This window comes from Streptomyces sp. NPDC029526, from assembly GCF_040637405.1.
Lineage (GTDB): Bacteria > Actinomycetota > Actinomycetes > Streptomycetales > Streptomycetaceae > Streptomyces.
The window spans coordinates 74,468-95,522 of sequence record NZ_JBEZWE010000018.1; the positions used below are offsets into that span (position 1 = coordinate 74,468).

12 protein-coding genes, 1 tRNA gene and 1 pseudogene are annotated in these 21,055 nt (G+C 73.7%); 6 read left to right on the top strand and 8 right to left on the bottom strand.

Going from position 1 to position 21,055, the window contains the following annotated elements:
* Positions 1 to 141 precede the first annotated feature (141 nt).
* Both AB0F01_RS26950 and AB0F01_RS26955 read right to left on the bottom strand, forming a co-directional pair.
* Positions 142 to 212, bottom strand: a tRNA-Gln gene (locus tag AB0F01_RS26950).
* Between the two features lie 6 nt (positions 213 to 218).
* Positions 219 to 1,091: a hypothetical protein gene (locus AB0F01_RS26955; protein ID WP_362100854.1), complete on the bottom strand. Its 873-nt coding sequence runs from the start codon at positions 1,089 to 1,091 to the stop codon at positions 219 to 221.
* A 167-nt stretch (positions 1,092 to 1,258) separates the two neighbouring features.
* Between AB0F01_RS26955 and AB0F01_RS26960 the strand changes: the two genes are divergently transcribed.
* Entirely contained in the window at positions 1,259 to 2,569 is a 1,311-nt protein-coding gene (locus tag AB0F01_RS26960) for a histidine kinase (RefSeq protein ID WP_362100857.1), read from the top strand.
* Positions 2,570 to 2,935: 366 nt separating this feature from the next.
* Here AB0F01_RS26960 and AB0F01_RS26965 read toward each other — a convergent pair whose 3' ends face one another.
* Both AB0F01_RS26965 and AB0F01_RS26970 read right to left on the bottom strand, forming a co-directional pair.
* On the bottom strand, positions 2,936 to 3,469 hold the full coding sequence (locus AB0F01_RS26965) for an SUKH-3 domain-containing protein (RefSeq protein ID WP_362100860.1): 534 nt from the start codon (positions 3,467 to 3,469) through the stop codon (positions 2,936 to 2,938).
* A 128-nt stretch (positions 3,470 to 3,597) separates the two neighbouring features.
* Positions 3,598 to 4,122 (bottom strand): YwqJ-related putative deaminase, encoded by a 525-nt coding sequence (locus AB0F01_RS26970; protein WP_362100863.1) that lies wholly within the window; start codon positions 4,120 to 4,122, stop codon positions 3,598 to 3,600.
* Positions 4,123 to 4,478: 356 nt separating this feature from the next.
* Between AB0F01_RS26970 and AB0F01_RS26975 the strand changes: the two genes are divergently transcribed.
* The gene (locus AB0F01_RS26975; RefSeq protein ID WP_362100866.1) at positions 4,479 to 5,504 is read left to right on the top strand and encodes an SMI1/KNR4 family protein; all 1,026 of its coding nucleotides are present in this window, start codon (positions 4,479 to 4,481) and stop codon (positions 5,502 to 5,504) included.
* 2 nt (positions 5,505 to 5,506) lie between these two features.
* On the top strand, positions 5,507 to 8,323 hold the full coding sequence (locus AB0F01_RS26980; RefSeq protein ID WP_362100868.1) for an SUKH-4 family immunity protein: 2,817 nt from the start codon (positions 5,507 to 5,509) through the stop codon (positions 8,321 to 8,323).
* Between the two features lie 80 nt (positions 8,324 to 8,403).
* Here the strand turns inward: AB0F01_RS26980 and AB0F01_RS26985 are convergent, their stop codons facing one another.
* The 4 genes and pseudogenes from AB0F01_RS26985 to AB0F01_RS27000 all read right to left on the bottom strand — a co-directional run bounded on the left by AB0F01_RS26985 (position 8,404) and on the right by AB0F01_RS27000 (position 12,971).
* On the bottom strand, positions 8,404 to 10,017 hold the full coding sequence (locus AB0F01_RS26985) for a cation acetate symporter (protein WP_362100870.1): 1,614 nt from the start codon (positions 10,015 to 10,017) through the stop codon (positions 8,404 to 8,406).
* Positions 10,018 to 10,024: 7 nt separating this feature from the next.
* A pseudogene (locus tag AB0F01_RS26990) lies at positions 10,025 to 10,522 on the bottom strand (DUF485 domain-containing protein); the annotation flags it as partial.
* A gap of 395 nt (positions 10,523 to 10,917) precedes the next feature.
* Positions 10,918 to 11,418: a GNAT family N-acetyltransferase gene (locus tag AB0F01_RS26995; RefSeq protein ID WP_362100872.1), complete on the bottom strand. Its 501-nt coding sequence runs from the start codon at positions 11,416 to 11,418 to the stop codon at positions 10,918 to 10,920.
* Between the two features lie 20 nt (positions 11,419 to 11,438).
* Complete coding sequence (locus AB0F01_RS27000) at positions 11,439 to 12,971, bottom strand: MDR family MFS transporter (RefSeq protein WP_362100875.1); 1,533 nt, start codon at positions 12,969 to 12,971, stop codon at positions 11,439 to 11,441.
* Between the two features lie 491 nt (positions 12,972 to 13,462).
* Here AB0F01_RS27000 and AB0F01_RS27005 point away from each other — a divergent pair, with 491 nt between their 5' ends.
* The 3 genes from AB0F01_RS27005 to mfd all read left to right on the top strand — a co-directional run bounded on the left by AB0F01_RS27005 (position 13,463) and on the right by mfd (position 20,971).
* The gene (locus AB0F01_RS27005; RefSeq protein WP_362100878.1) at positions 13,463 to 14,251 is read left to right on the top strand and encodes an ABC transporter ATP-binding protein; all 789 of its coding nucleotides are present in this window, start codon (positions 13,463 to 13,465) and stop codon (positions 14,249 to 14,251) included.
* A complete protein-coding gene (locus AB0F01_RS27010; RefSeq protein WP_362100879.1) occupies positions 14,248 to 16,827 on the top strand; it encodes an FtsX-like permease family protein in 2,580 nt (859 codons plus the stop codon). Before AB0F01_RS27005 ends, AB0F01_RS27010 begins: the two co-directional genes overlap by 4 nt.
* 610 nt (positions 16,828 to 17,437) lie before the next feature.
* Positions 17,438 to 20,971: a transcription-repair coupling factor gene (mfd, locus tag AB0F01_RS27015; RefSeq protein ID WP_362100882.1), complete on the top strand. Its 3,534-nt coding sequence runs from the start codon at positions 17,438 to 17,440 to the stop codon at positions 20,969 to 20,971.
* The last annotated feature ends 84 nt before the right edge of the window (positions 20,972 to 21,055 follow it).

Sequence of the window (21,055 nt, forward strand, 5' to 3'; positions counted from 1 at the left end):
TTCGGCTGTGGTGGGTGGGGGTGGACCTCCGCAGGATAGCGGGGGGTTCGTGGGGGGAATGAGTGCGGGCCCCCGACCGGACTGCTGCCGGTGAGGACCCGCTGGAGTTCGTGCTCCTGGGGGAGGACTCGAACCTCCGAGCTCCCGGGGGAGGACTCGAACCCCCATGATCAGAACCAAAATCTGACGTCTTGCCCTTAGACGACCCGGGATGGCCGCTATGTCCGATTCTTTGAACCGGCTGCGGTGGCAGCCCCTACTATGCCGTACCACCAGCCCTCGATGCGACGGTAGAGCTCCGCTCCGCTCCGCACGTCGACGCGGAGGCAACCGCGGTAGTCGCCGGTGGTGTTCTTCCGGTTGGTGCGGGGGTTGTGCCGTTTGAGTGTCGTCTTCATCAGGGCCGCCGCGTCGACGCCCACGTGATCGGCCCAGTACTTCTCGGCGGCCGCCACGTCCGCGCTCTCGTGGATCTGTACGGCGAACCTCAATGTCGTGGGATCCACGTCCAGCAGGCGCAGCCACGCCAGGAAGACCGTGATCATGTCTGGGTCGCTGTTCACGAAGGTGACGCGTTCCCGGCGGCTGTAGGGCTTGCTCTTCGAACCCTCGGCCCAGTACAGGGCCACGCCCATGAGGAACAGGTCGCGGTCGCTCAGCGCGCCGATCTCGCTCGCAGCGGACGCCTTCGTCCGCTGCCGCTCCTCCTCGCGGAGGCGCAGCGTGGCTTCCCAGCCCCGCTTCGCGATCGCCGAGGCATCCTCCCGGCTGCGTGTGCGCTCCGGCTTCGGCAGGTCCCGCACCCAGAGGGAGATCGAACTCTTCGAGCAGCCCAGCTCGACCTGGATGCGGTCGTACGTCCAGCCCTGGAGGCGGAGCTCGCGGGCCCGTGCGCGCAGGTCGTCCTTCGCGTTCGGTCGTGTGGTCCACTCCGGGGCGGGCTCGCCCTGGAGGAGGCGGTTGAGGATGTCGTTGTTGTCGACGTGGAGGCGGTCGCGGATCTGGCGCCGGCTGAGCCCCGCCCGGCGCAGCGCCACCGCCTGGTCGCGCAGGCCCTCGAAGTCGGCGTATTTGCCGTGTACGTGTGTCACCTCCCCACCGTCCGGCCGGAATGATCCCTTCCGGGTTCGAACGGTGAGCGATTCAGCAGTTCGAGGGAATTCAGGTCGTAACGCATCCGAACGGTCACCCTGTGTGGTGTGGACCAGGAGCGGAAAGTCCCCGGAAATGCGGGGGTGGCCGCCCGTAGGCTGGAGGCATGACCGCGACGGGGGAAGAGCAGGTGACGGCCCGCGGTGGGCCCTGGTGGTGGGCGCGGCGGCGCGGTGCGGCGTTGGATGTGGGGCTGGCGGTGGTGTCCGCGCTGGAGTGCGGGCTGGAGGGGGTGCCGTTCGCGCGGGAGACCGGGATCCCGGTGGCCGTGGGGGTGCTGTTCGGGCTGCTGGCGGGGTCCGTGCTGGTGGTGCGCCGGAAGTGGCCGGTCGTCGTGGTGCTGGTGGCGATCGCGGTGACCCCGGCCCAGATGGGGTTCGTGCTGGTGGTGGTGGGTCTGTACACGCTGGCGGCGTCGGAGCTGCCGCGGCGGGTGATCGGGCTGCTGGCGGGGATGTCGCTGGTGGGGACGCTGATCGTGACGTTCGTGATGGTGCGGCAGGACATGGCGCGCGAGGATCTGGGCGTGGGCGGCTGGTTCCTGCCGTTCGCGTCGATCACGACGGCGTTGGGCTTGACGGCGCCGCCGGTGCTGCTCGGTCTGTATGTGGGTGCGCGGCGCCGGTTGATGGAGAGTCTGCGGGAGCGGGCGGACAGTCTGGAGCGGGAGCTGCAGTTGCTGGCTGAGCGTGCGGAGGAGCGCGCGGAGTGGGCCAGGAGCGAGGAGCGGACGCGGATCGCGCGGGAGATGCACGACGTGGTGGCGCACCGGGTGTCGCTGATGGTGGTGCATGCGGCGGCGTTGCAGGCGGTGGCGCGGAAGGATCCGGAGAAGGCGGTGCGGAACGCCGCGCTGGTGGGGGACATGGGGCGGCAGGCGTTGACGGAGCTGCGGGAGATGCTGGGGGTGCTGCGGTCCGGTCGGGTGGCCGAGCGGGAGTCGGTGCCGTTGGCGGCGGTGGGGGAGGCGGCGGCCGCGGCGGCGTCGCGTGCGGCTCAGGCGGGGGAGGAGGCGACCGAGGGGCAGGGGCCGCGGTTGTCGGAGATCGGTGAGCTGGTGGAGCAGTCGGCCGCGGCGGGGATGGTGGTCGATCTGTCGGTGGTGGGGGAGAGCCGGTCGTATGCGCCGCGGGTGGAGTCGACGGCGTATCGGGTGGTGCAGGAGGCGTTGACGAACGTGCACAAGCATGCGGCGGGGGCGAAGACGTATGTGCGTCTGGCGCACCGGGTGTCGGAGATCGCGATGCAGGTGGAGAACGAGCCGCCTCCGGAGGCGTCGTCGTCGGCGCGGTTGCCGTCCGGGGGGAACGGTCTGGTGGGGATGAGGGAGCGGGTGTCGGCGCTGGGCGGGGTGTTCGTGTCGGGGCCGACGGACGCGGGGGGTTTCCGGGTGTCGGCGGTGATTCCGGAGGTGTAGGGCGTGGGGTGGCGTCGGGTGTGTGGGTGCCTTCGGGTGTGAAGGCGGTGTTCGGGCGCTCGGGTGCTCGGGCGTGGGCTGGTCCTGGGGGTGGGGCGTCCGGACCTGGGGTGCCTCGGGACCTGGGGGGCGCCTCCGGACCCGGCCTGGGGGCCTCCGGACCTGGGGTGGCTTCCGAACCTGGGGTGGCCTGGGGCCTTCGGCCCAGGGCGGGCCCGGGGCTGCGGGCCGCGGTTTCGGTCGTCCCCGGCTCGGCGGTGCGGGGGTGCCGCCCCGGGTGTGTCGGCGGCGTCGGTGTTGCGGCCCGCCGGCGGTGGGGGTGCCGGGTGGCGGGTCGGCCCGTGGTGAGGCGGGTGGGGTGGCGGGTCAGCCGGTGGTGAGGCGGGTGGGGTGGGTGCCGGTGAGGAGTGCGGTGAGGGCGTGGTCGATGCCGGGGCCGAGGTACCAGTCGCCGGTGTGGTCGAGGGTGTAGACGCGGCCTTCGGCGTCGATGGCGAGGAGTGCGTCGGTGTCGGTCTCGGCGCCGAGGGGGCTGAGGCGGGTGTCGAGGGCGCGGCCGAGGTCGCCGAGGGTGCGGGCGAGGTGGAGGCCGTGGAGCGGGTCGAGGTGGAGGGCGGCGGGGGCGACCTGCCGGCCGGGTGCGGTGGGGTGGAGGGAGAGTCCGCCGAATTCGGCCCAGGCTTCGACGGCCGCGGGGAAGACGTGGTGGCGGTGCCCGGCGGGTGAGGTGTGGTCGCGCAGGGAGTCGGCCCAGATCTCGGCTTGCTTGATGTCCCAGCGTCCCGGCTGCCAGCCCGCGGTGCGCAGGGCGGCGTCGACGGGTTCGGGGAAGCGGGCTGCGGGTGCCCCCTGCTCGATCGGGGTCGAGGGGCGGGGGGCGGGGGCGCTGTCGGTGTGCATCTGCCGTTCGTTCGTCGGGGACGGGGACAGGGGCCGGTTCGGTGGGCCCGGTGGTGCGGGTGTCACGCGCGGAGGCTGTGGTGCGGGGCGGCCGTGCGGCCGACCGTGCGGTCGGGGCCGGCGGCGGGTCAGTCGCGGGTGGTGCCGGGGTCGACTATGCGGACGCCGAAGTGGGCGCTGAGGGCGGTGCAGGCGCGGCAGGGGGTGGCGAAGGAGCCGTGGAGGGGGTCGCCGTCCTCGCGGATGCGGCGGGTGGTGAGTTTGGCGTGTTTGAGGGCTTTGCGGGCCTCGCCGTTGGTCATGGGCTTGCGTGCGGCGCGCTTGCTGCGGGCGGCGTCGGCGGTGGTGAGGTGGCGGGAGATGAGGAGGGTTTCCGCGCACCGGCCGGTGAAGCGGTCGCGTTGGGCGCTGGTGAGGGCGTCGAGGAAGTCCTGGACCAGGGGGTGCAGTGCGGGGGGTGTGTCGGCGCGGGCGGGGGTGCCGGTGAGGGTGGCGCCGCGGACGGAGAGGGCGGCGGCGACGGTGGGCAGGATGCCGTCGCGGCGGTGGTGGAGGAGGGGGGCGGGGGTGGCGTCGGCGGCGCTCCAGTCGAGGCGGGGGTCGCCGGTTCGGGGGTCGCCGGTGTGCCCGGTGTGCAGTCCCGTTTGCGCCATGTTCACGTTCGTCTTCCCCTCCCGAGCATCCCCCGGTGGTCACAGAGTGCCAAACAGCGTGGCGGATGCGGAAGCTGGGGCGGAACGACACGCCCGGGTTTGGGCGGGCTGTCACCGGAGGGTGACGGTTGGTCACGGAAGCGGAGGGGTCGGGGGCCGGTGCCGGTGACCGGTGTCGTCGTACCGCTTAGGCTGTCGGCACCGCGATTCCCGCGGTGCGCCGCACGTCTGTGTGGGGGGTGCCGGCGGGGTGCGGGACGGTAAGCAGTCGAAACAGACGTGAGAGTCGAATACGTTCCGTAGTGGTCCACTCGTGGTCGTGCGGGTCGTACAGAGTGCCGCAGGGGGCAACCGCCATGACGACAGGTCGGCTCGGGCTGGGGGCACCTCCCGGCCGCCAGGCCGGGGGACACGCCGCGCCGCCGAACGCGGCCTACGCCGGGCAGGTCGTGCACTTCCCGGATCCGGTGCGGGCGGCCCGCCACCCGAGAGGGGTGCGGGTGGACGAGCGCGGTTACCCCGACTTCTCGCCCTACGCGCGGGCTGCGGCGCGGATCGCGGAGCCGCCGGAGGGCTTCGGTGTCGACGAGCTGCGGCTGACGGACTACGTGTCGGCGAACGCCGCCCTGGCGGCGAGCGGCCACCCGCTGTGGGACACGGTGCCGGCGGTGGCGACGCCGCACGGCTGGACGTGGCACCACGTGGTGGACTCGCGCCGGCTGGAGCTGGTGCCGGTCGAGGTGAAGGCGCTGCTGCGGCATCACGGTGGGGTGGCGACGTCGCCCGTGGACCAGGCGAAGCGGGGCACGCGTCCGTTGCAGGAGACGCGGCCGGCGCACTTCGGGCTGCCGAAGTCGGGTGTGGCGGTGACGGAGGCGCAGGTGCTGGGGGTCGAGGAGGACCTGGGGTACCGGCTGCCGGGTGCGTACCGGTCGTTCCTGAAGGCGGCGGGCGGCTGCGCCCCGGTGGGTACGGCGCTGGACGCCGAGCTGGGGCTGCTGGTGGACCAGCCGTTCTTCACGGTGCGGGACGAGGCGGCGGTCAACGACCTCGTGTACGTCAACAAGTGTCTGCGTGATCACCTGACGAAGGACTATCTGTGCGTCGGTTTCGTGCAGGGCGGTCTGCTGGCGGTGAAGGTGCGCGGTGACCGTGTGGGGTCGGTGTGGTTCTGCGCGTACGACGACGTGCGGGACGTGGACCCGGCGTTGCCTCCGGCCGAGCGGGTGGAGCGGCTGCTGCTGCCGTGCGGGGACGACTTCGACGTGTTCCTGTCGCGGCTGGCGGGGTCGCCGCCGGAGCTGGAGACGGTGGCGAACCTGATGGTGGACGGCGGCTTCGCGGAGGTCGTCCCGGTTTCTTCCGCGGGGAGTGAGCTGTAGCGATGGTGACGTTCGCGCAGGCGCAGGAGCGCGCGGAGGAGTGGGTCAACGGCGATGTGCCGGCGTACCAGCACCGTGAGGTGCGGGTGCGGGAGTTCGACCTGGGGTTCGTGGTGTGGGCGGAGGACCGTGCGGACGGTCCGCGTTCGGACGGGGGTGCGCACCGGCTGGTGATCGCCCGGGACAGCGGTGAGGCCACGTTGTGGCCGGCGCTGCCGGTGGGCGAGGTGATCCGCCGGTTCGAGGAGGAGTACGGCCGTGCGGAGGAGCAGCCGGAGCCGGCGCCCGCGCCGGCCGCCCGGGTGGATCTGAACCAGACGTCGTTCCTGCTGAGTCCGCCGGAGTGGTTGCAGGAGGCGGCGGACCGGATGGGCATTCCGGGCCGTCGCGGGGACGCGTCCTCCGGGGCGGCTGCTGCCGCCGGGTCCGGTGACACCGGGGGCGGTGCGGCCGGCGGGACCGGCGGCGGCGACACGGGGTCGCGGGGTCCGCAGGGGACGCAGGGGACGTCCGGGCGGGGCACCGAGGTGCCCGGGGTGCCCGCGCCGACCCGGGCGACGGAGGTGCCCGTCGCCGACGCCGCGCCCGGCTCCTCCTCTTCTTCTCCCGCTCCTTCGTCCTCTTCTCCTTCTCCCGCTCCGTCGTCCTCCGGGACCGCGGCCCCCGCCCCCGCCCCCGTCCCGGGTGCCTCGTCCGGCGGCGGGACCGCCTGGCCGGCGGCCGGGGGTGGCGGGGAGCCGCGGGACGCGGTGCCGGGCGGGGACGCCGGGGCGACGCCGTGGGCCGGTACCGACACCACCGCGGACGCCGGTGAGGACCGGTCGGTCCCGCTGCCCGACACCGTGTTCGCGCCGTCGCTGAGCGAGTCCGGCGAGGACGCGCCGCCGGGCCCGTCGGCGACGGCGGACGCCCAGACGGCCCTGATGTCCGGCGGCAGCCAGTTGCCGCCCACGGCGCTCGCGCCGGCGGTGCCGGACGCCGGGGCCCAGGGGCCGGCGGGCGCGGACGCGCGACGGGGCGTGACGCCCCCGCCGCCGCCCACCCGGGCGGGTTCCCCCTACGACACCTCGCAGGGCGGGGCGGCGGCCCCGCAGCGGCCGCTGCCGCCGAACGCCGGGGACATCGCCGACGCCGCGACCAGCAAGGCCACCCCGCCGCCGCGCCGGGGCACGGGGCCGACGACTCCGCCCCCGCCGGGCGCCCCGGGCACCCCGGGCGCGCGGCCCGGCGGCACCCCTCCGCCGCCTCCGCCGCCCCCGGGTGCGCCGGGCGCGTCGTCCGGCTCGTCCGGTGGGCCGGGTGGTGCCGGGGATTCCGGCGCGTACGTGCCGACGCAGCTGGGCTCGGCGTTGCGGCTCGACGGGGCCGGGGCCCCGGACGCCTCGCAGGGCGGGGTCCCGGACGCGTCACAGGGCTCGGCCGGGGGCCGTGGGCCGTCCGGTCCGCCGGCCCCGCCGCCCCCGGGCCCGCCGAACGCGCCCGGTACGCCGCCGGGCGGGGTGCACCACGCGGCGACGATGCTGGCCGGCCCGGGGCCGCAGCAGCCGGGCGGCGGCCCGCAGCCCCCGGGCGCGCCCGGGGCTCCCGGAGCTCCCGGTGCGCCCGCGGCCCCCGGTGCGCCGGGCGGTACCGGGCCCGTGCACCATGCCGAGACCGTGCTGGCCGGTCCGCCGGTCGCCGGGCCCGGTGCGCCCGTGCCGCCCCCGCCGCCGCCCGCGCCGGGGGTGCCCGGCACTCCGCCGCAGGGCGTGCCCGGTGCGCCGGGTGGCGTCCACGGGATGCCGCCGGGCGGTCCGGTGCCCGGGCAGCCGCCGGCCTACGGCTACCCGCCGCAGCCGACGGGGCTGCCGACCGTCGGCCCGGGCTACCAGGCGGTGCTGCGCTACCGGGCGCAGGACGGTTCCGAGCAGCAGCTGATCCGGCGTTCGGCGCCGGGCACGCCGCACCCGGAGTGGCAGATCTTCCACGAGCTGCGGGGCATGAACGTGCCCCCGGACCAGGTGCTGGAGCTGCACACGGAGCTGGAGTCGTGCGAGCTGCCGGGCGCGTACTGCGCGCGGATGATCCGGGAGCAGTGGCCGCAGGCGCGGATCACCAGCATCGCCCCGTACGGCACGGATCATGCGAGCCGGCAGCAGGGCATGCAGCAACTGCTGGCGCACCAGGGTGAGTTGCACCAGGTGGCGGACGGCCCGGCGCGCCCGGCCCCGGTGCGGGCGCCGATTCCTCCGGTGCCGCCGGTGCCTCCGGTGCCGCCGGAGGCGGTCGCGCAGGAGCTGGCGGCGGCGTTCGGCCCGGGGGTGTTCCGGTTCGAGCAGGCGGCGGTGTCCCGGCAGGGGGTGCCGCCGGTGGTGGCGCACACCCTGGTGGTGGCCGGTCTGCCGCTGGACATGGGGCCGTTCTTCTGGGCGCAGGCGCAGCCGGGCCGTCCGGTGCCGACGCTGGCGGAGCTGGCGGCGGAGCGGGGGGTGCAGCCGGCGCCGGACGCGGGGTCGTACCTGGTGATGGGCAGCGACTTCGGCAAGGCGCTCTGTGTCCAGTACGGCACGGCGAACATCGTCGCGGTGCCGGTGGAGGCGGGTCCGGGCGGGACGTCCGTGCCGCCGCAGTTCGTGAACACGGGGCTGCTGGAGTTCGCGCGCTGCCTCGCGCTGCTGGGGCGGATGTGGCGGCTGCGGTTCGGGCTGAACCAGGAGCAGGCGGGCCGCTGGACCGTCGATTTCCAGGCGCAGTTGGCCGCGCTGGACCCGGCGGCGCTGGGGTCGCCGGAGAGCTGGTGGTCGGTGCTGCTGGAGCAGATGTGGGACGGGCTGCTGTGAGGCGCCGTCCCTGAGGTGCGACGGGCCGGGCCCGGTCGGAGTGTTCCGACCGGGCCCGGCCCCGTTTCCGCCGGCGGGGGTCAGTCCTTGCGGCGGGCGGCGCCGGCGAGGATCCAGCCCTCGACCTCCTCGTACCGGCGGCGGTGTTCCTCGGAGCGGGCGCGGCCGGAGACGAGCGTGCCGAGCCAGCCGCAGGCGAAGCCGATGGGGACGGTGAGGATGCCGGGGGTGGTGAGCGGCAGCCAGGCGAAGTCGGCCTCGGGGAAGGCGGCCACGGGTGATCCGGAGACGAGGTTGGTGCCCGGCATGAGCAGCAGGACGGCGAGGGTGCCGCCGATGAGGGTGGCGAGCAGGCCGGTGCGGGTGTAGCGGCGCCAGAAGAGGCTGTAGACGAGGGCGGGGGCGATGGCGGAGGCGCCGAGGCAGAACGCCAGGGTGATCAGGGGGTGGAGGCTGCGGTGCTGCACCTGCGTGGCGATGAGGATGGCCGGGGCGCCGACGGCGAGGGCGGAGAGGCGGGCCAGGGTCATCTCGCGGCGGGGGGACATCTCCTGTACGCGGGAGGCGAAGACGTCGTGGGCGAGGGAGTTGGCGCAGGCGAGGATCATGCCGGCGACGGAGGCGAGCAGGGTGAGGAAGATGGCGGTGGTGATGGTGGTGAAGAGAAAGGTTTCGGCGGTGGACACCTCCGCGCCGAACGCGGCCTGCGAGCCGAGCAGGTAGGCGGTGTTGCCCTGCGGGTCGACGCCGGCGATCGTCTCCCGTCCGATCATGGCGGTGGCGCCGAAGCCGACCACGGTGAGGACGAGGACGAACAGGGCGACGGTGGAGACCGCCCAGGTCATGGAGCGGCGTACCTGCCGGGCGCTGGAGGCGGTGTACATGCGCATGGTGACGTGGGGGAGGCAGGCGCCGCCGAGGACGACCGTCAGGTGTGAGCTGATCATGTCCAGGCGGGGGTGGGCGCTGCCGGTGAACTGCAGGCCGGAGGAGAGGAAGGCGTCCCCCACGCCGCTGCGGTCGGCGGCGGCGCCGAACAGGGCTCCGGGGCTCCAGTCGAAGCGGTGCAGAATCAGCGCGGCGACGACGAGGCCGGAGCCGAGCAGGATCACCATCTTCAGGAACTGGATGAGGGCGGTGCCCTTCATGCCGCCGATGGCCGCGTAGCTGATCATCAGGGCGCCCACGCCGATGATGCAGCCGGTCTGCAGCGACTCGCCGGAGAAGCCGAGGATGAACGCCAGGAGCTGTCCGGTGCCGGCGAGCTGAACCACCATCAGGGGCAGCAGCGCGGCGAGGGTGACCGCGCAGGCGGTGATGCGTATGCCGCGTCCGGGCATGCGCCGGGTGAGTGCGTCGCCCATGGTGAACCGGCCCGCGTTGCGCAGGGGTTCGGCCAGCAGGAACATCAGCAGCATCAGGGACAGGGCGGTGCTCAGGGCGAGGACCGTGCCGTCGTAGCCGAAGAGGGCGATGATGCCGCTGGTGCCCAGCACGGTCGCGGCGGAGATGTAGTCGCCGGCGATGGCCAGCCCGTTGCGCAGCGGGGAGAGGGAGCCGTAGCCGGTGTAGAACTCGTCGAGGTCGTCGCGGTCGGGGCCGGTCATCACGCACAGCAGCAGGGTGACGGTGGCGACGGCGGAGAAGCCGACGAGGGACATGGCCTGGGCGTTTCCGCTGAATTCGGTGTTCATCGCGTCTCCCCCGGCGGGCGTCGAGTTCGGCGTGCTTGCGGATGAGGTCGGCGAGGGGGTCGACGCGCCGCCGGGCGGTGCGCTCGTACAGGACGATGGCCAGCCAGGTGACCGGGACCTGGATGAGGGCGAGCAGCAGTCCGGCCGGGAGGCCGTCGGTGACCGTGGACGCCATGAACGAGGGGGCGAACGCGGACAGCACGAGGAAGAGGACGAAGTAGCCGAGCGCGGTGAGGGTCGCCACCCGCCGCTGCCACCGGTAGGCGGTGCGCAGGATCCGCAGGTCGCTGTGGTGGCCGAGGGCCGTCCGTTCCCGGGCGCGCCGCGGCGGCTGCGGCGGGGCGGGCGGCGGCTGCCACGGGTAGGTGGCGTAGGAGGGGGAGGAGGGCGGGGGCGGGGCGAAGGGGTCGTGAGCGGGGCGGGCGGGGACGCCCTGGTGGGGGGGAGACTGCGGGGACCGCGGTGGGGGCGGGTCCCAGGGGGACGTGTACGGATCGAAGGACATCCCGTACTCCTTGCGGGCTCGGGTCCGTGCGGGGACGGCAGGGAGGTGGGGGGTGGGATCGAGCCACGCGCACGTTACCCCCGCGTACGGGGCTGCGCTGCGTTTTGGCCGAACTGTTCGGTCGGTGAGTCCGGACCGTGCTGACCAGGGGTGTTACCCGCGTCAACTCGGACTTTTCGGTGGGTGCGGGGCCGGTGGTGGACGGTGCGGATGCCGTGGGACGCGGCCGGACCGGGGGTGCGGAGCCGGGCGGCGGAGGCGCGAAACGGGCGGCGGACGGGCGGCGGAGGCGCGAAACGTGCGTCGGACGGGCGGCGGAGCGGCGGGGCGGGGACCCGTAGGGGGCAGGGGCCTCAGGCGGTCGGGTCCCGGCGGACCGGGCGCACGCCGGGGCTTCAGGCGGGCAGGTCCCGGCGGATGTAGCGCACGCCGGGGCGGCCGGAGAGGACGGTGTCCCCGGCGCGGGTGAAGCCGTTGCGGGTCAGGACGCGCTGGGACGCCGGGTTGTCGAGCGTGGTGGCCGCGGTCAGCGTGGTCAGGCCGTAGGACCGGGCGGCGAGGCGGCAGACCTCGGCCACCGCCGCCGTCGCCACGCCCCGGCCGGTGGCGTCCGCGCCCACCCGGTACCCGAGTTCGGCGGACCCGTCGGCCACGTCGACGAGGTTGACGCGGGCCACGAGCGTGCCGTTCCCGTCGAGCACGACGTGGAAGTGGCAGCTTCCCGCGTCCTGTTCGGCCAGCAGGGCCGCGTGCCGGGCGGCGAAACCGGCCGGGGTGAAGTACGCGTCGCCCCGGTCGGGCACCGAGCGGGCGAAGTGGGCGCGGTGGGCGCGCTCGAAGGCCAGCACGGCGGGCGCGTGCTCCGCGCGGAGGCGTTCCAGCGTCAGGGTGGCCATGGCGCGCAGCCTACGCGGCCTCAGTCCCGGAGCACCGGGAACGTCCGCGGGGCCAGGACCAGCAGCACCAGGAACGCCAGGGCCGCCGCACCCGCCGCGCCCAGGTAGACCGCCTCGACGGCGTCCGCGACGGCCCGCCGCGTCGCCTCGGGGACGGCGCCGTCGCCGAGGGAGCCGGTCACCGCGTCCAGGCCGCCCGAGCCGCCGAGCCGGGCGGCCAGGACCCCGTTGGCGACGGCGCCGAAGAGGGCCGCGCCGACGGTCTGGCCGGTCTGGCGGCAGAACAGCACCGACGCCGTGGCCGTGCCGCGCTCCTCCCACCGCACCGACGACTGGACGCCCACCACCAGTGGGAGCTGGAACAGGCCGAGGGCCGCGCCGAGCACCGTCATGAGCAGCATCGGCTGCCAGGCGTGGCCCGGATACGGCAGGAGCGGGAACGCGGCGAGGGTGAGGGCGGCCACGCCGATGCCGAGCAGGGCGGTGTCGCGGAAGCCGATCCGGCGGTAGACGTGCTGGCTGAGGGCGGCCGACACGGGCCAGGTCAGGGTCCACACCGACAGCACGAACCCGGCGGCCACGGGAGCCAGTCCGAGGACGGTCTGGGCGTAGGTGGGCAGGAACACGGCCGGGGCGATCATCAGCAGGCCGAGGGCGCCGAGGGCGAGGTTGACGGCCGCGATGGTGCGGCGCCGCCACACCCAGCCGGGGATGACGGGTTCGGCCGCCCGGCGTTCCACGACGACCAGGACCGCCACCAGCGCGAGTCCCGTGCCGAACAGGGCGAGCGAGGGGGCGGACAGCCAGTCCCAGGCGACCCCGCCCTGCACGAGCGCGGTGAGCAGGGCCCCGCCGCAGGCGAACACGGTGCACGCGCCCAGCCAGTCGACGCGCGGCCGGGACGGCACGGCCGGCCGCGTCTCGTGCAGGTGACGGACGATCAGCCACAGGGCGAGGGCGCCGATGGGCAGGTTGATGAGGAAGATCCAGCGCCAGTCGGCGTAGGTGGCGAGGGCGCCGCCCAGGCCGGGCCCGGCGACCGAGGACACGGCCCACACGGTGGACAGCCGGGCCTGGATCCTGGGGCGCTGCTCCAGCGGGTAGAGGTCGGCGGCGAGGGTCTGCACGGTGGCCTGGAGGGCGCCGCCGCCCAGGCCCTGCACGATGCGGAACGCGACCAGGGCCGCCATGTTCCAGGCCAGCGCGCACAGCAGGGAGCCGAGGAGGAACACCGCCGCGCCCGCCACGAGCACGGGTTTGCGGCCGAAGGTGTCGGAGAGCCTGCCGTGGACGGGGAGCGTGACGGTCACGGCGAGCAGGTAACCGGAGAAGAGCCAGGAGAAGTAGGAGAAGCCACCGAGGTCGCCGACGATCTGGGGGACGGCGGTGGAGACGATCGTCGAGTCGAGGGCCGACAGGGCCATGGCCAGCATCAGGGCGGCGACGACCCTCCCGCGCCGGTCGGTCGCGGCGGTGCGCGCGGTGCCGGCGGCCACGGGGCCGGTGTCGTCCACCGCCGGGTCTCCTCCTGGTGCTGCGTGGCCGTCCCGCATGTCCCGGTGGTGTCCTTTCCGGTCCCGTCCCGGTCCCGTCGCCGTCCCGTCCGGTTTCTGTGCCCCTTGCATCTACCTGTCGCGGGACAGCTTCGCATTGACCCTGACGCGGCGGGAGGGTGCAGTCTGGGCGGACCCGACGGCGGAGGCGACCCCGAGACCGTCTCCGCCCGTGGGGGGAGAGCCCTTAGGGGTCCCTCCGTACATCGGCTCGGGGAGGGTTCGTTCCGTCGGAGGACGTACGGGGCCGGGGGGCGTCCTTAACCTGGCTTTACGCCGCTGGGGGGCGGCTGGGCCCAGGGCCGGGGGTGGGGTTTTCCTCAGCAGAAGACTGCGCTGGACACCAGGGCGCCCGACCCCTCCCCGCCGACAGACTGAAGCACGTCGCACCACGAGAGACCGCACCACGAGAGACACGACGGCCGTCCCGGGCACGACGGCGGCCGACGGCACCACCGCACACATCTGCTGACCGACATAGGAGACTTACCGTGACATCGGCTGTGACCATTCCCAGGCACGGGGGCACTGGAGGGCGTACGGCCGTTGCCGCGCGGGCGCGGCAGGTCGTGAAGGCGTACGGGTCGGGTGAGACCCGGGTCGTCGCCCTCGACCACGTCGACGTGGACATCGACCGCGGGCGGTTCACCGCGATCATGGGCCCCTCGGGGTCCGGCAAGTCCACGCTGATGCACTGCCTCGCCGGGCTCGACACCGTCACCAGCGGTCAGATCTACCTGGACGAGACCGAGATCACCGGCCTGAAGGACAAGAAGCTCACGCGGCTGCGCCGCGACCGCGTCGGTTTCATCTTCCAGGCGTTCAACCTGCTGCCCACGCTGAACGCGCTGGAGAACATCACGCTGCCCATGGACATCGCCGGCCGCAAGCCCGACCAGGCGTGGCTGGACCGGGTGGTGGAGACCGTCGGGCTCGCGGAGCGGCTGAAGCACCGGCCGACGCAGCTGTCCGGCGGCCAGCAGCAGCGCGTCGCCGTGGCGCGGGCGCTGGCGGCCCGGCCGGAGATCATCTTCGGTGACGAGCCGACCGGGAACCTCGACTCCCGGGCGGGCGCGGAGGTCCTCGGCTTCCTGCGCCGCTCGGTGGACGAGCTGGGCCAGACCATCGTCATGGTCACCCACGACCCGGTCGCCGCCTCCTACGCGGACCGCGTGCTGTACCTGGCGGACGGCCGCATCGTCGACGAGATGCACCAGCCGACCGCCGAGCAGGTCCTGGACCGCATGAAGGACTTCGACGCCCGGGGGCGCACGTCATGACCGTCCTGAAGACCTCGATGCGCAACTTCTTCGCGCACAAGGGGCGGATGGCCCTGTCGGCGGTGGCGGTGCTGCTGTCGGTGGCGTTCGTCTGCGGCACCCTGGTGTTCACGGACACCATGTCCACCACCTTCGACAAGCTGTTCGCGGCCACCTCGGCGGACGTCACGGTGAGCGGGAAGGACGCCTCGAACACCGGCGAGACCACCTCCCGCAACGGCAAGCCGCCGGTGATCCCGGCCTCCGTCCTGGACGAGGTGCGCAAGGCGGACGGCGTGCGGGTGGCGGAGGGCACCGTGTTCTCCACCGCGGTGACCGTCGTCGACGCCGACCGCGACGACCTGTCCCCGACCAGCGGCGGACCCACCATCGTCGGCTCCTGGAACTCCAACGACGCCCGCACCATGGAGATCACCTCCGGCAAGGCGCCCAAGGGGCCGGACCAGATCATGGTGGACTCCGACACCGCCGACAAGCACGGCCTGGAGCTGGGTGACGAGCTCGGCGTGATGAGCGCCGTCGGCACCCACCGCGCCAAGATCTCCGGCATCACCGACTTCACCGTCACCAACCCCGGTGCCGCGATCTTCTTCCTCGACACGAAGACCGCCCAGCAGGCCCTGGTCGGCAAGGGCGGCGTCTACACCAACGTCCAGGTCACCGCCGCCGACGGCGTCAGTCACGAGCAGCTGAAGAAGAACGTGCGGGCCGAGCTCGGCACCGGCTACAAGGTGCAGACCGCCGCCGAGACCGCCGAGGAGAACCAGAAGGACGTCGAGGGCTTCATGAGCGTCATGAAGTACGCCATGCTCGGCTTCGCCGGCATCGCCTTCCTCGTCGGCATCTTCCTGATCATCAACACCTTCTCCATGCTGGTCGCCCAGCGCACCCGGGAGATCGGCCTGATGCGGGCCATCGGATCCTCCCGCAAGCAGGTCAACCGCTCGGTCCTCGCGGAGGCACTCCTCCTCGGCCTGGTCGGCTCGGTGCTGGGCGTGGCCGCGGGCATCGGCCTGGCGGTCGGACTGATGAAGCTCATGGGCTCCATCGGCATGGAGTTGTCCACCAGGGACCTCACCGTCGCCTGGACCACCCCCGCGATCGGCCTGTTCCTCGGCATCGTCGTCACCGTCCTCGCCGCCTACCTGCCCGCCCGCCGGGCCGGCCGGATCTCCCCGATGGCCGCCCTGCGCGACGCGGGCGCCCCCGCCGACGCCCGGGCCGGCTGGGTGCGCGGCATCACCGGCACGGTCCTGACCGGCGGCGGCGCGCTCTTCCTCTACCTGGCGGGCTCCGCCGACAAGGCCACCGAGGGCTCGCTGTGGCTGGGACTCGGCGTGGTGCTGACGCTGGTCGGCTTCATCGCCGTCGGCCCGCTCCTCGCCGGGGGTGTGGTCCGGGTGCTCGGCGCGGTCCTGCTGCGGGTCTTCGGCCCCGTCGGCCGCATGGCGGAGCGCAACGCGCTGCGCAACCCGCGCCGCACCGGCGCGACCGGCGCCGCCCTGATGATCGGCCTCGCCCTGGTCGCCTGCCTGTCCGTGGTCGGCTCCTCCATGGTCGCCTCGGCCACCGAGGAACTCGACAAGACGGTCGGCACGGACTTCATCATCGGCAACGACCAAGGGGTGCTGCTCACCCCGGAGGCCGCCGCGGCCGTGAAGGCCACCCCGGGCCTGGACCACGTCACCGAGTACCGGTGGACCGACGCGGACTTCACCACGCCCGACGGGAAGACCACCAAGGACTCCTCGATCACGGCCGCCGACCCGACGTACGCGACCGACCTGCGGGTCGAGACCGTCGCCGGCAAGCTGTCGGACGCCTACCTGCCCGGCGCGATGTCCGTCCCCGAGGACTTCGCGAAGGACCATGGCATCACCATCGGCTCGAAGGTGAAGGTCGCCTTCCGGGACGGCACGGCCGGTGACCTGACGGTCCGCGCCATCACCAGCAGCGAGAGCGTCATCGACGCCGGCGCGATGTACACGTCGATCGAGACGATGTCCCGGTACGTCCCGGCCGACCGGATGCCGCTGAACCAGATGATGTTCGCCGCGGCCGAGGACGGCCAGAAGGACGCCGCGTACGCCGCGCTGAAGAAGTCCCTGGACCCGTTCCCGAAGTACGACGTGCGCGACCAGACCGACTACAAGGAGGCGCTGAAGGACCAGATCGGCCAGCTGCTCAACATGATCTACGGCCTGCTGGCCCTGGCGATCGTCGTCGCGGTCCTCGGGGTGGTGAACACCCTGGCCCTGTCGGTCGTGGAGCGGACCCGGGAGATCGGTCTGATGCGGGCCATCGGCCTCTCGCGCCGGCAGCTGCGCCGCATGATCCGGATGGAGTCGGTCGTCATCGCCCTCTTCGGCGCCCTGCTGGGCCTGGGACTGGGCCTGGGCTGGGGCGCGACCGCCCAGCAGCTCCTCGCTCTGGAAGGGCTGAAGGTCCTGGACGTCCCGTGGCCGACGATCATCGGGGTCTTCGTCGGATCGGCCTTCGTGGGCCTGTTCGCCGCCCTGGTCCCGGCCTTCCGGGCGGGCCGGATGAACGTCCTGAACGCCATCGCCACCGACTAGGCAGGGCCGAGGGCGTCGGCCGGTACCGGTACCGGCCGACGCCCTCGACCCGCACAGCACGGCACGGCACGGCAGTGCACGACACGAGCACCGTGCCACCACCGCACGGCCACCGCACACGGGGGTTGCGGGGGAACACCCGGCGCCGGGAGTCCTACGGGACCCCGGCGCCGGACGCGTTGCGGCGGGGCGGAGCGGCCGGGCGCGCCCGGCCCCTGGCCCCCGCCCCGGCCCCTGGCCCCCGCCCCGGCCGACCGGCCCGAGCGGCTCGCGCCCCGCGATGCGCGCGGCTCGCGATCCTCGCCGTAGGGGCTCCCGATGTCCCCGGGGACGTCGGGAGCCCCGTCCTGGTGTCTCCGCCCCGGCGGGAGCCGGGCCGCCCCGCGGTGACCGCCCCCGCGGGGTACCGGGACCGGTCCCGGCGCCCGGCCCGTGGCCGACGGTCCAGGTCACACGGCATCGCGGACGTCCTCACGGGTACCCGTGCCGTCCACAGCCCGGTCCACAGTCCGCCGCACGAGCGGGCCCGGCGTCGTACGCTGGACACCCCCGGCCCGCAGCGCGTGTCGGGCCCGTCGTGTTGCACCCCCCCGGAGGGATCCCGCCCCGCATGAGCCTGCACGGTCTGCTCGACGCCGTCGTCAAGGACGCCGCCCTCGCGGAAGCGATCGCGGCGGCCACCGACGGCAACCGCATGCACGTCGACCTGGTCGGGCCCCCCGCTGCCCGCCCCTTCGCGGTCGCCGCCCTGGCCCGCGACGCCGGCCGCCCGGTCCTGGCGGTCACGGCGACCGGGCGGGAGGCCGAGGACCTGGCCGCGGCCCTGCGGTCGCTGCTGCCGCCCGAGGGGGTCGTGGAGTACCCGTCCTGGGAGACGCTGCCGCACGAGCGGCTCAGCCCGCGCAGCGACACCGTCGGCCGCCGCCTGGCCGTGCTGCGCCGCCTCGCCCACCCCCGCGCCGACGACCCGGAGACCGGTCCCGTCTCCGTCGTCGTGGCGCCGGTGCGTTCCGTGCTCCAGCCGCAGGTCAAGGGGCTCGGGGACCTGGAGCCGGTGGCGCTGAGCACCGGGCAGAGCGCCGACCTGGAGCAGGTCGTCCAGGCACTCGCCGCCGCCGCGTACGCGCGCGTGGAGCTGGTGGAGAAGCGCGGGGAGTTCGCCGTGCGCGGCGGCATCCTGGACGTCTTCCCGCCCACCGAGGAGCACCCCCTGCGGGTCGAGTTCTGGGGCGACGACGTCGAGGAGATCCGCTACTTCAAGGTCGCCGACCAGCGGTCCCTGGAGATCGCCGAGCACGGCCTGTGGGCCCCGCCCTGCCGCGAGCTGCTGCTCACCGACGAGGTGCGCGAGCGCGCCCGGGCACTCGCCGAGGAGCACCCCGAGCTGGGGGACCTGCTCGGCAGGATCGCCGAGGGCATCGCCGTGGAGGGCATGGAGTCCCTGGCTCCCGTCCTCGTCGACGACATGGAGCTGCTGCTGGACGTGCTGCCCGAGGGCGCGATGGCGGTCGTGTGCGACCCGGAGCGGGTGCGCACGCGCGCGTCGGACCTGGTGGCCACGTCCCAGGAGTTCCTGCAGGCGTCCTGGGCCGCCACGGCGGGCGGGGGCGAGGCACCCATCGACGTCGGCGCCGCCTCCCTGTGGCCGCTCGCGGACGTTCGTGAGCGGGCGCGCGAGCTGGGCGTGATGTGGTGGTCGGTGTCGCCGTTCGCCGCCGACGAGGAAGTCGACGAGACCACCCTGAAGCTCGGCATGCACGCCCCCGAGAGCTACCGGGGCGACACCGCGCGGGCGCTCGCCGACACCAAGGGCTGGCTGGCCGACGGCTGGCGCACGGTGTACCTCACCGAGGGGCACGGCCCGGCGTCCCGCACCGTGGAGGTGCTGGGCGGGGAGGGCATCGCGGCCCGCCTGGAGGCCGACCTCGGCGAGATCGCCCCGTCCGTCGTGCACGTCTCCTGCGGCTGCATCGACCACGGCTTCGTCGACCCGGCGCTCAAGCTGGCGGTGCTCACCGAGACCGACCTGACCGGGCAGAAGGCGTCCGGCCGGGAGGGCGCGCGGATGCCGGCGCGGCGCCGCAAGACCATCGACCCGCTCACCCTGGAGGCGGGCGACTACATCGTGCACGAGCAGCACGGCGTGGGCCGCTACATCGAGATGGTGCAGCGCACCGTGCAGGGCGCCACCCGCGAGTACCTGGTCGTGGAGTACGCGCCCGCCAAGCGGGGCCAGCCCGGCGACCGCCTGTACATCCCCACCGACCAGCTGGAACAGATCACCAAGTACGTCGGCGGCGAGGCGCCCACCCTGCACCGGCTCGGCGGCGCCGACTGGACCAAGACCAAGGCGCGCGCCAAGAAGGCCGTCAAGGAGATCGCCGCCGACCTGATCAAGCTGTACAGCGCGCGCATGGCCGCCCCCGGGCACCCGTTCGGCCCGGACACCCCCTGGCAGCGGGAACTGGAGGACGCCTTCCCCTACGCGGAGACGCCCGACCAGCTGACCACCATCGCCGAGGTCAAGGAGGACATGGAGAAGACGGTCCCCATGGACCGCCTGATCTGCGGCGACGTCGGCTACGGCAAGACCGAGATCGCGGTGCGGGCCGCCTTCAAGGCGGTCCAGGACGGCAAGCAGGTCGCCGTCCTGGTGCCCACCACGCTGCTGGTGCAGCAGCACTTCGGCACCTTCAGCGAGCGGTACGCGCAGTTCCCGGTCGTCGTGAAGGCCCTCTCCCGCTTCCAGAGCGACACGGAGGCCAAGGCGGTCCTGGAGGGGCTGCGGGACGGTTCGGTGGACGTCGTCATCGGCACCCACCGGCTGTTCTCCTCGGAGACGAAGTTCAAGGACCTGGGCCTGGTCATCGTCGACGAGGAGCAGCGCTTCGGGGTCGAGCACAAGGAGCAGCTGAAGAAGCTGCGCGCCAACGTCGACGTGCTGACGATGTCCGCCACCCCCATCCCCCGCACCCTGGAGATGGCGGTGACCGGCATCCGCGAGATGTCGACGATCACCACCCCACCGGAGGAGCGCCACCCGGTGCTCACCTTCGTCGGGCCCTACGAGCAGAAGCAGATCGGCGCGGCCATCCGCCGCGAACTGCTGCGCGAGGGTCAGGTCTTCTACATCCACAACCGGGTCGAGTCCATCGACCGGGCGGCGGCCCGGCTGCGTGAGATCGTGCCCGAGGCGCGCATCGCCACCGCGCACGGCCAGATGTCGGAGGCGGCCCTGGAGCAGGTCGTCGTCGACTTCTGGGAGAAGAAGTTCGACGTGCTGGTGTCGACGACGATCGTCGAGTCCGGCATCGACATCTCCAACGCCAACACCCTGATCGTGGAGCGCGGCGACAACTTCGGCCTCAGCCAGCTGCACCAGCTGCGCGGCCGGGTCGGCCGGGGCCGGGAACGCGGGTACGCGTACTTCCTGTACCCGCCGGAGAAGCCGCTGACGGAGACCGCGCACGAACGCCTCGCCACCATCGCCCAGCACACCGAGATGGGCGCGGGCATGTACGTGGCGATGAAAGACCTGGAGATCCGCGGCGCCGGCAACCTGCTCGGCGGCGAGCAGTCCGGCCACATCGCGGGCGTCGGCTTCGACCTGTACGTGCGGATGGTCGGCGAGGCGGTCGCGGACTACCGGCGGCAGCTGGAGACCGGCGAGATCGAGGAGGAGCCGCCGCTCGAGGTCAAGATCGAGCTGCCCGTCGACGCGCACGTCCCGCACGACTACGCGCCCGGCGAGCGGCTGCGCCTCCAGGCGTACCGCGCGATCGCCTCCGCCAACTCCGAGGAGGACATCAAGGCCGTACGGGAGGAACTCGTCGACCGGTACGGCAAGTTGCCGGAGCCGGTGGAGAACCTGCTGCTGGTGGCGGGGCTGCGGATGCTGGCCCGGGCGTGCGGGGTCGGCGAGGTCGTGCTGCAGGGCAACAACATCCGCTTCGCGCCGGTGGAGTTGCGGGAGTCGCAGGAGCTGCGCCTCAAGCGGCTCTACCCGGGCACGGTCATCAAGCCGGCCGCGCACCAGGTGCTGGTGCCCCGCCCGAAGACGGCCCGGGTGGGCGGGAAGCCGTTGGTCGGCCGGGAGTTGCTGGGCTGGGTCGGCGAGTTCCTCACGTCGGTGCTGGGGTCCTGAGGGGAGGGCCGGGACCGGACGGCGGGAGCCGGACCGGCCGTATCAGGTCCTGGGCCCGACCTGCACGGAGCCGCCCGCGGCGGG

Bases quoted from the DNA above. Each gene is read 5' to 3' on its own strand.
- AB0F01_RS26960 (WP_362100857.1), top strand. From the start codon at position 1,259: ATGACCGCGACGGGGGAAGAGCAGGTGACGGCCCGCGGTGGGCCCTGG.
- AB0F01_RS26965 (WP_362100860.1), bottom strand. From the start codon at position 3,469: ATGCACACCGACAGCGCCCCCGCCCCCCGCCCCTCGACCCCGATCGAG.
- AB0F01_RS26970 (WP_362100863.1), bottom strand. From the start codon at position 4,122: ATGGCGCAAACGGGACTGCACACCGGGCACACCGGCGACCCCCGAACC.
- AB0F01_RS26975 (WP_362100866.1), top strand. From the start codon at position 4,479: ATGACGACAGGTCGGCTCGGGCTGGGGGCACCTCCCGGCCGCCAGGCC.
- AB0F01_RS26980 (WP_362100868.1), top strand. From the start codon at position 5,507: ATGGTGACGTTCGCGCAGGCGCAGGAGCGCGCGGAGGAGTGGGTCAAC.
- AB0F01_RS26985 (WP_362100870.1), bottom strand. From the start codon at position 10,017: ATGAACACCGAATTCAGCGGAAACGCCCAGGCCATGTCCCTCGTCGGC.
- AB0F01_RS26995 (WP_362100872.1), bottom strand. From the start codon at position 11,418: ATGGCCACCCTGACGCTGGAACGCCTCCGCGCGGAGCACGCGCCCGCC.
- AB0F01_RS27000 (WP_362100875.1), bottom strand. From the start codon at position 12,971: ATGCGGGACGGCCACGCAGCACCAGGAGGAGACCCGGCGGTGGACGAC.
- AB0F01_RS27010 (WP_362100879.1), top strand. From the start codon at position 14,248: ATGACCGTCCTGAAGACCTCGATGCGCAACTTCTTCGCGCACAAGGGG.
- mfd (WP_362100882.1), top strand. From the start codon at position 17,438: ATGAGCCTGCACGGTCTGCTCGACGCCGTCGTCAAGGACGCCGCCCTC.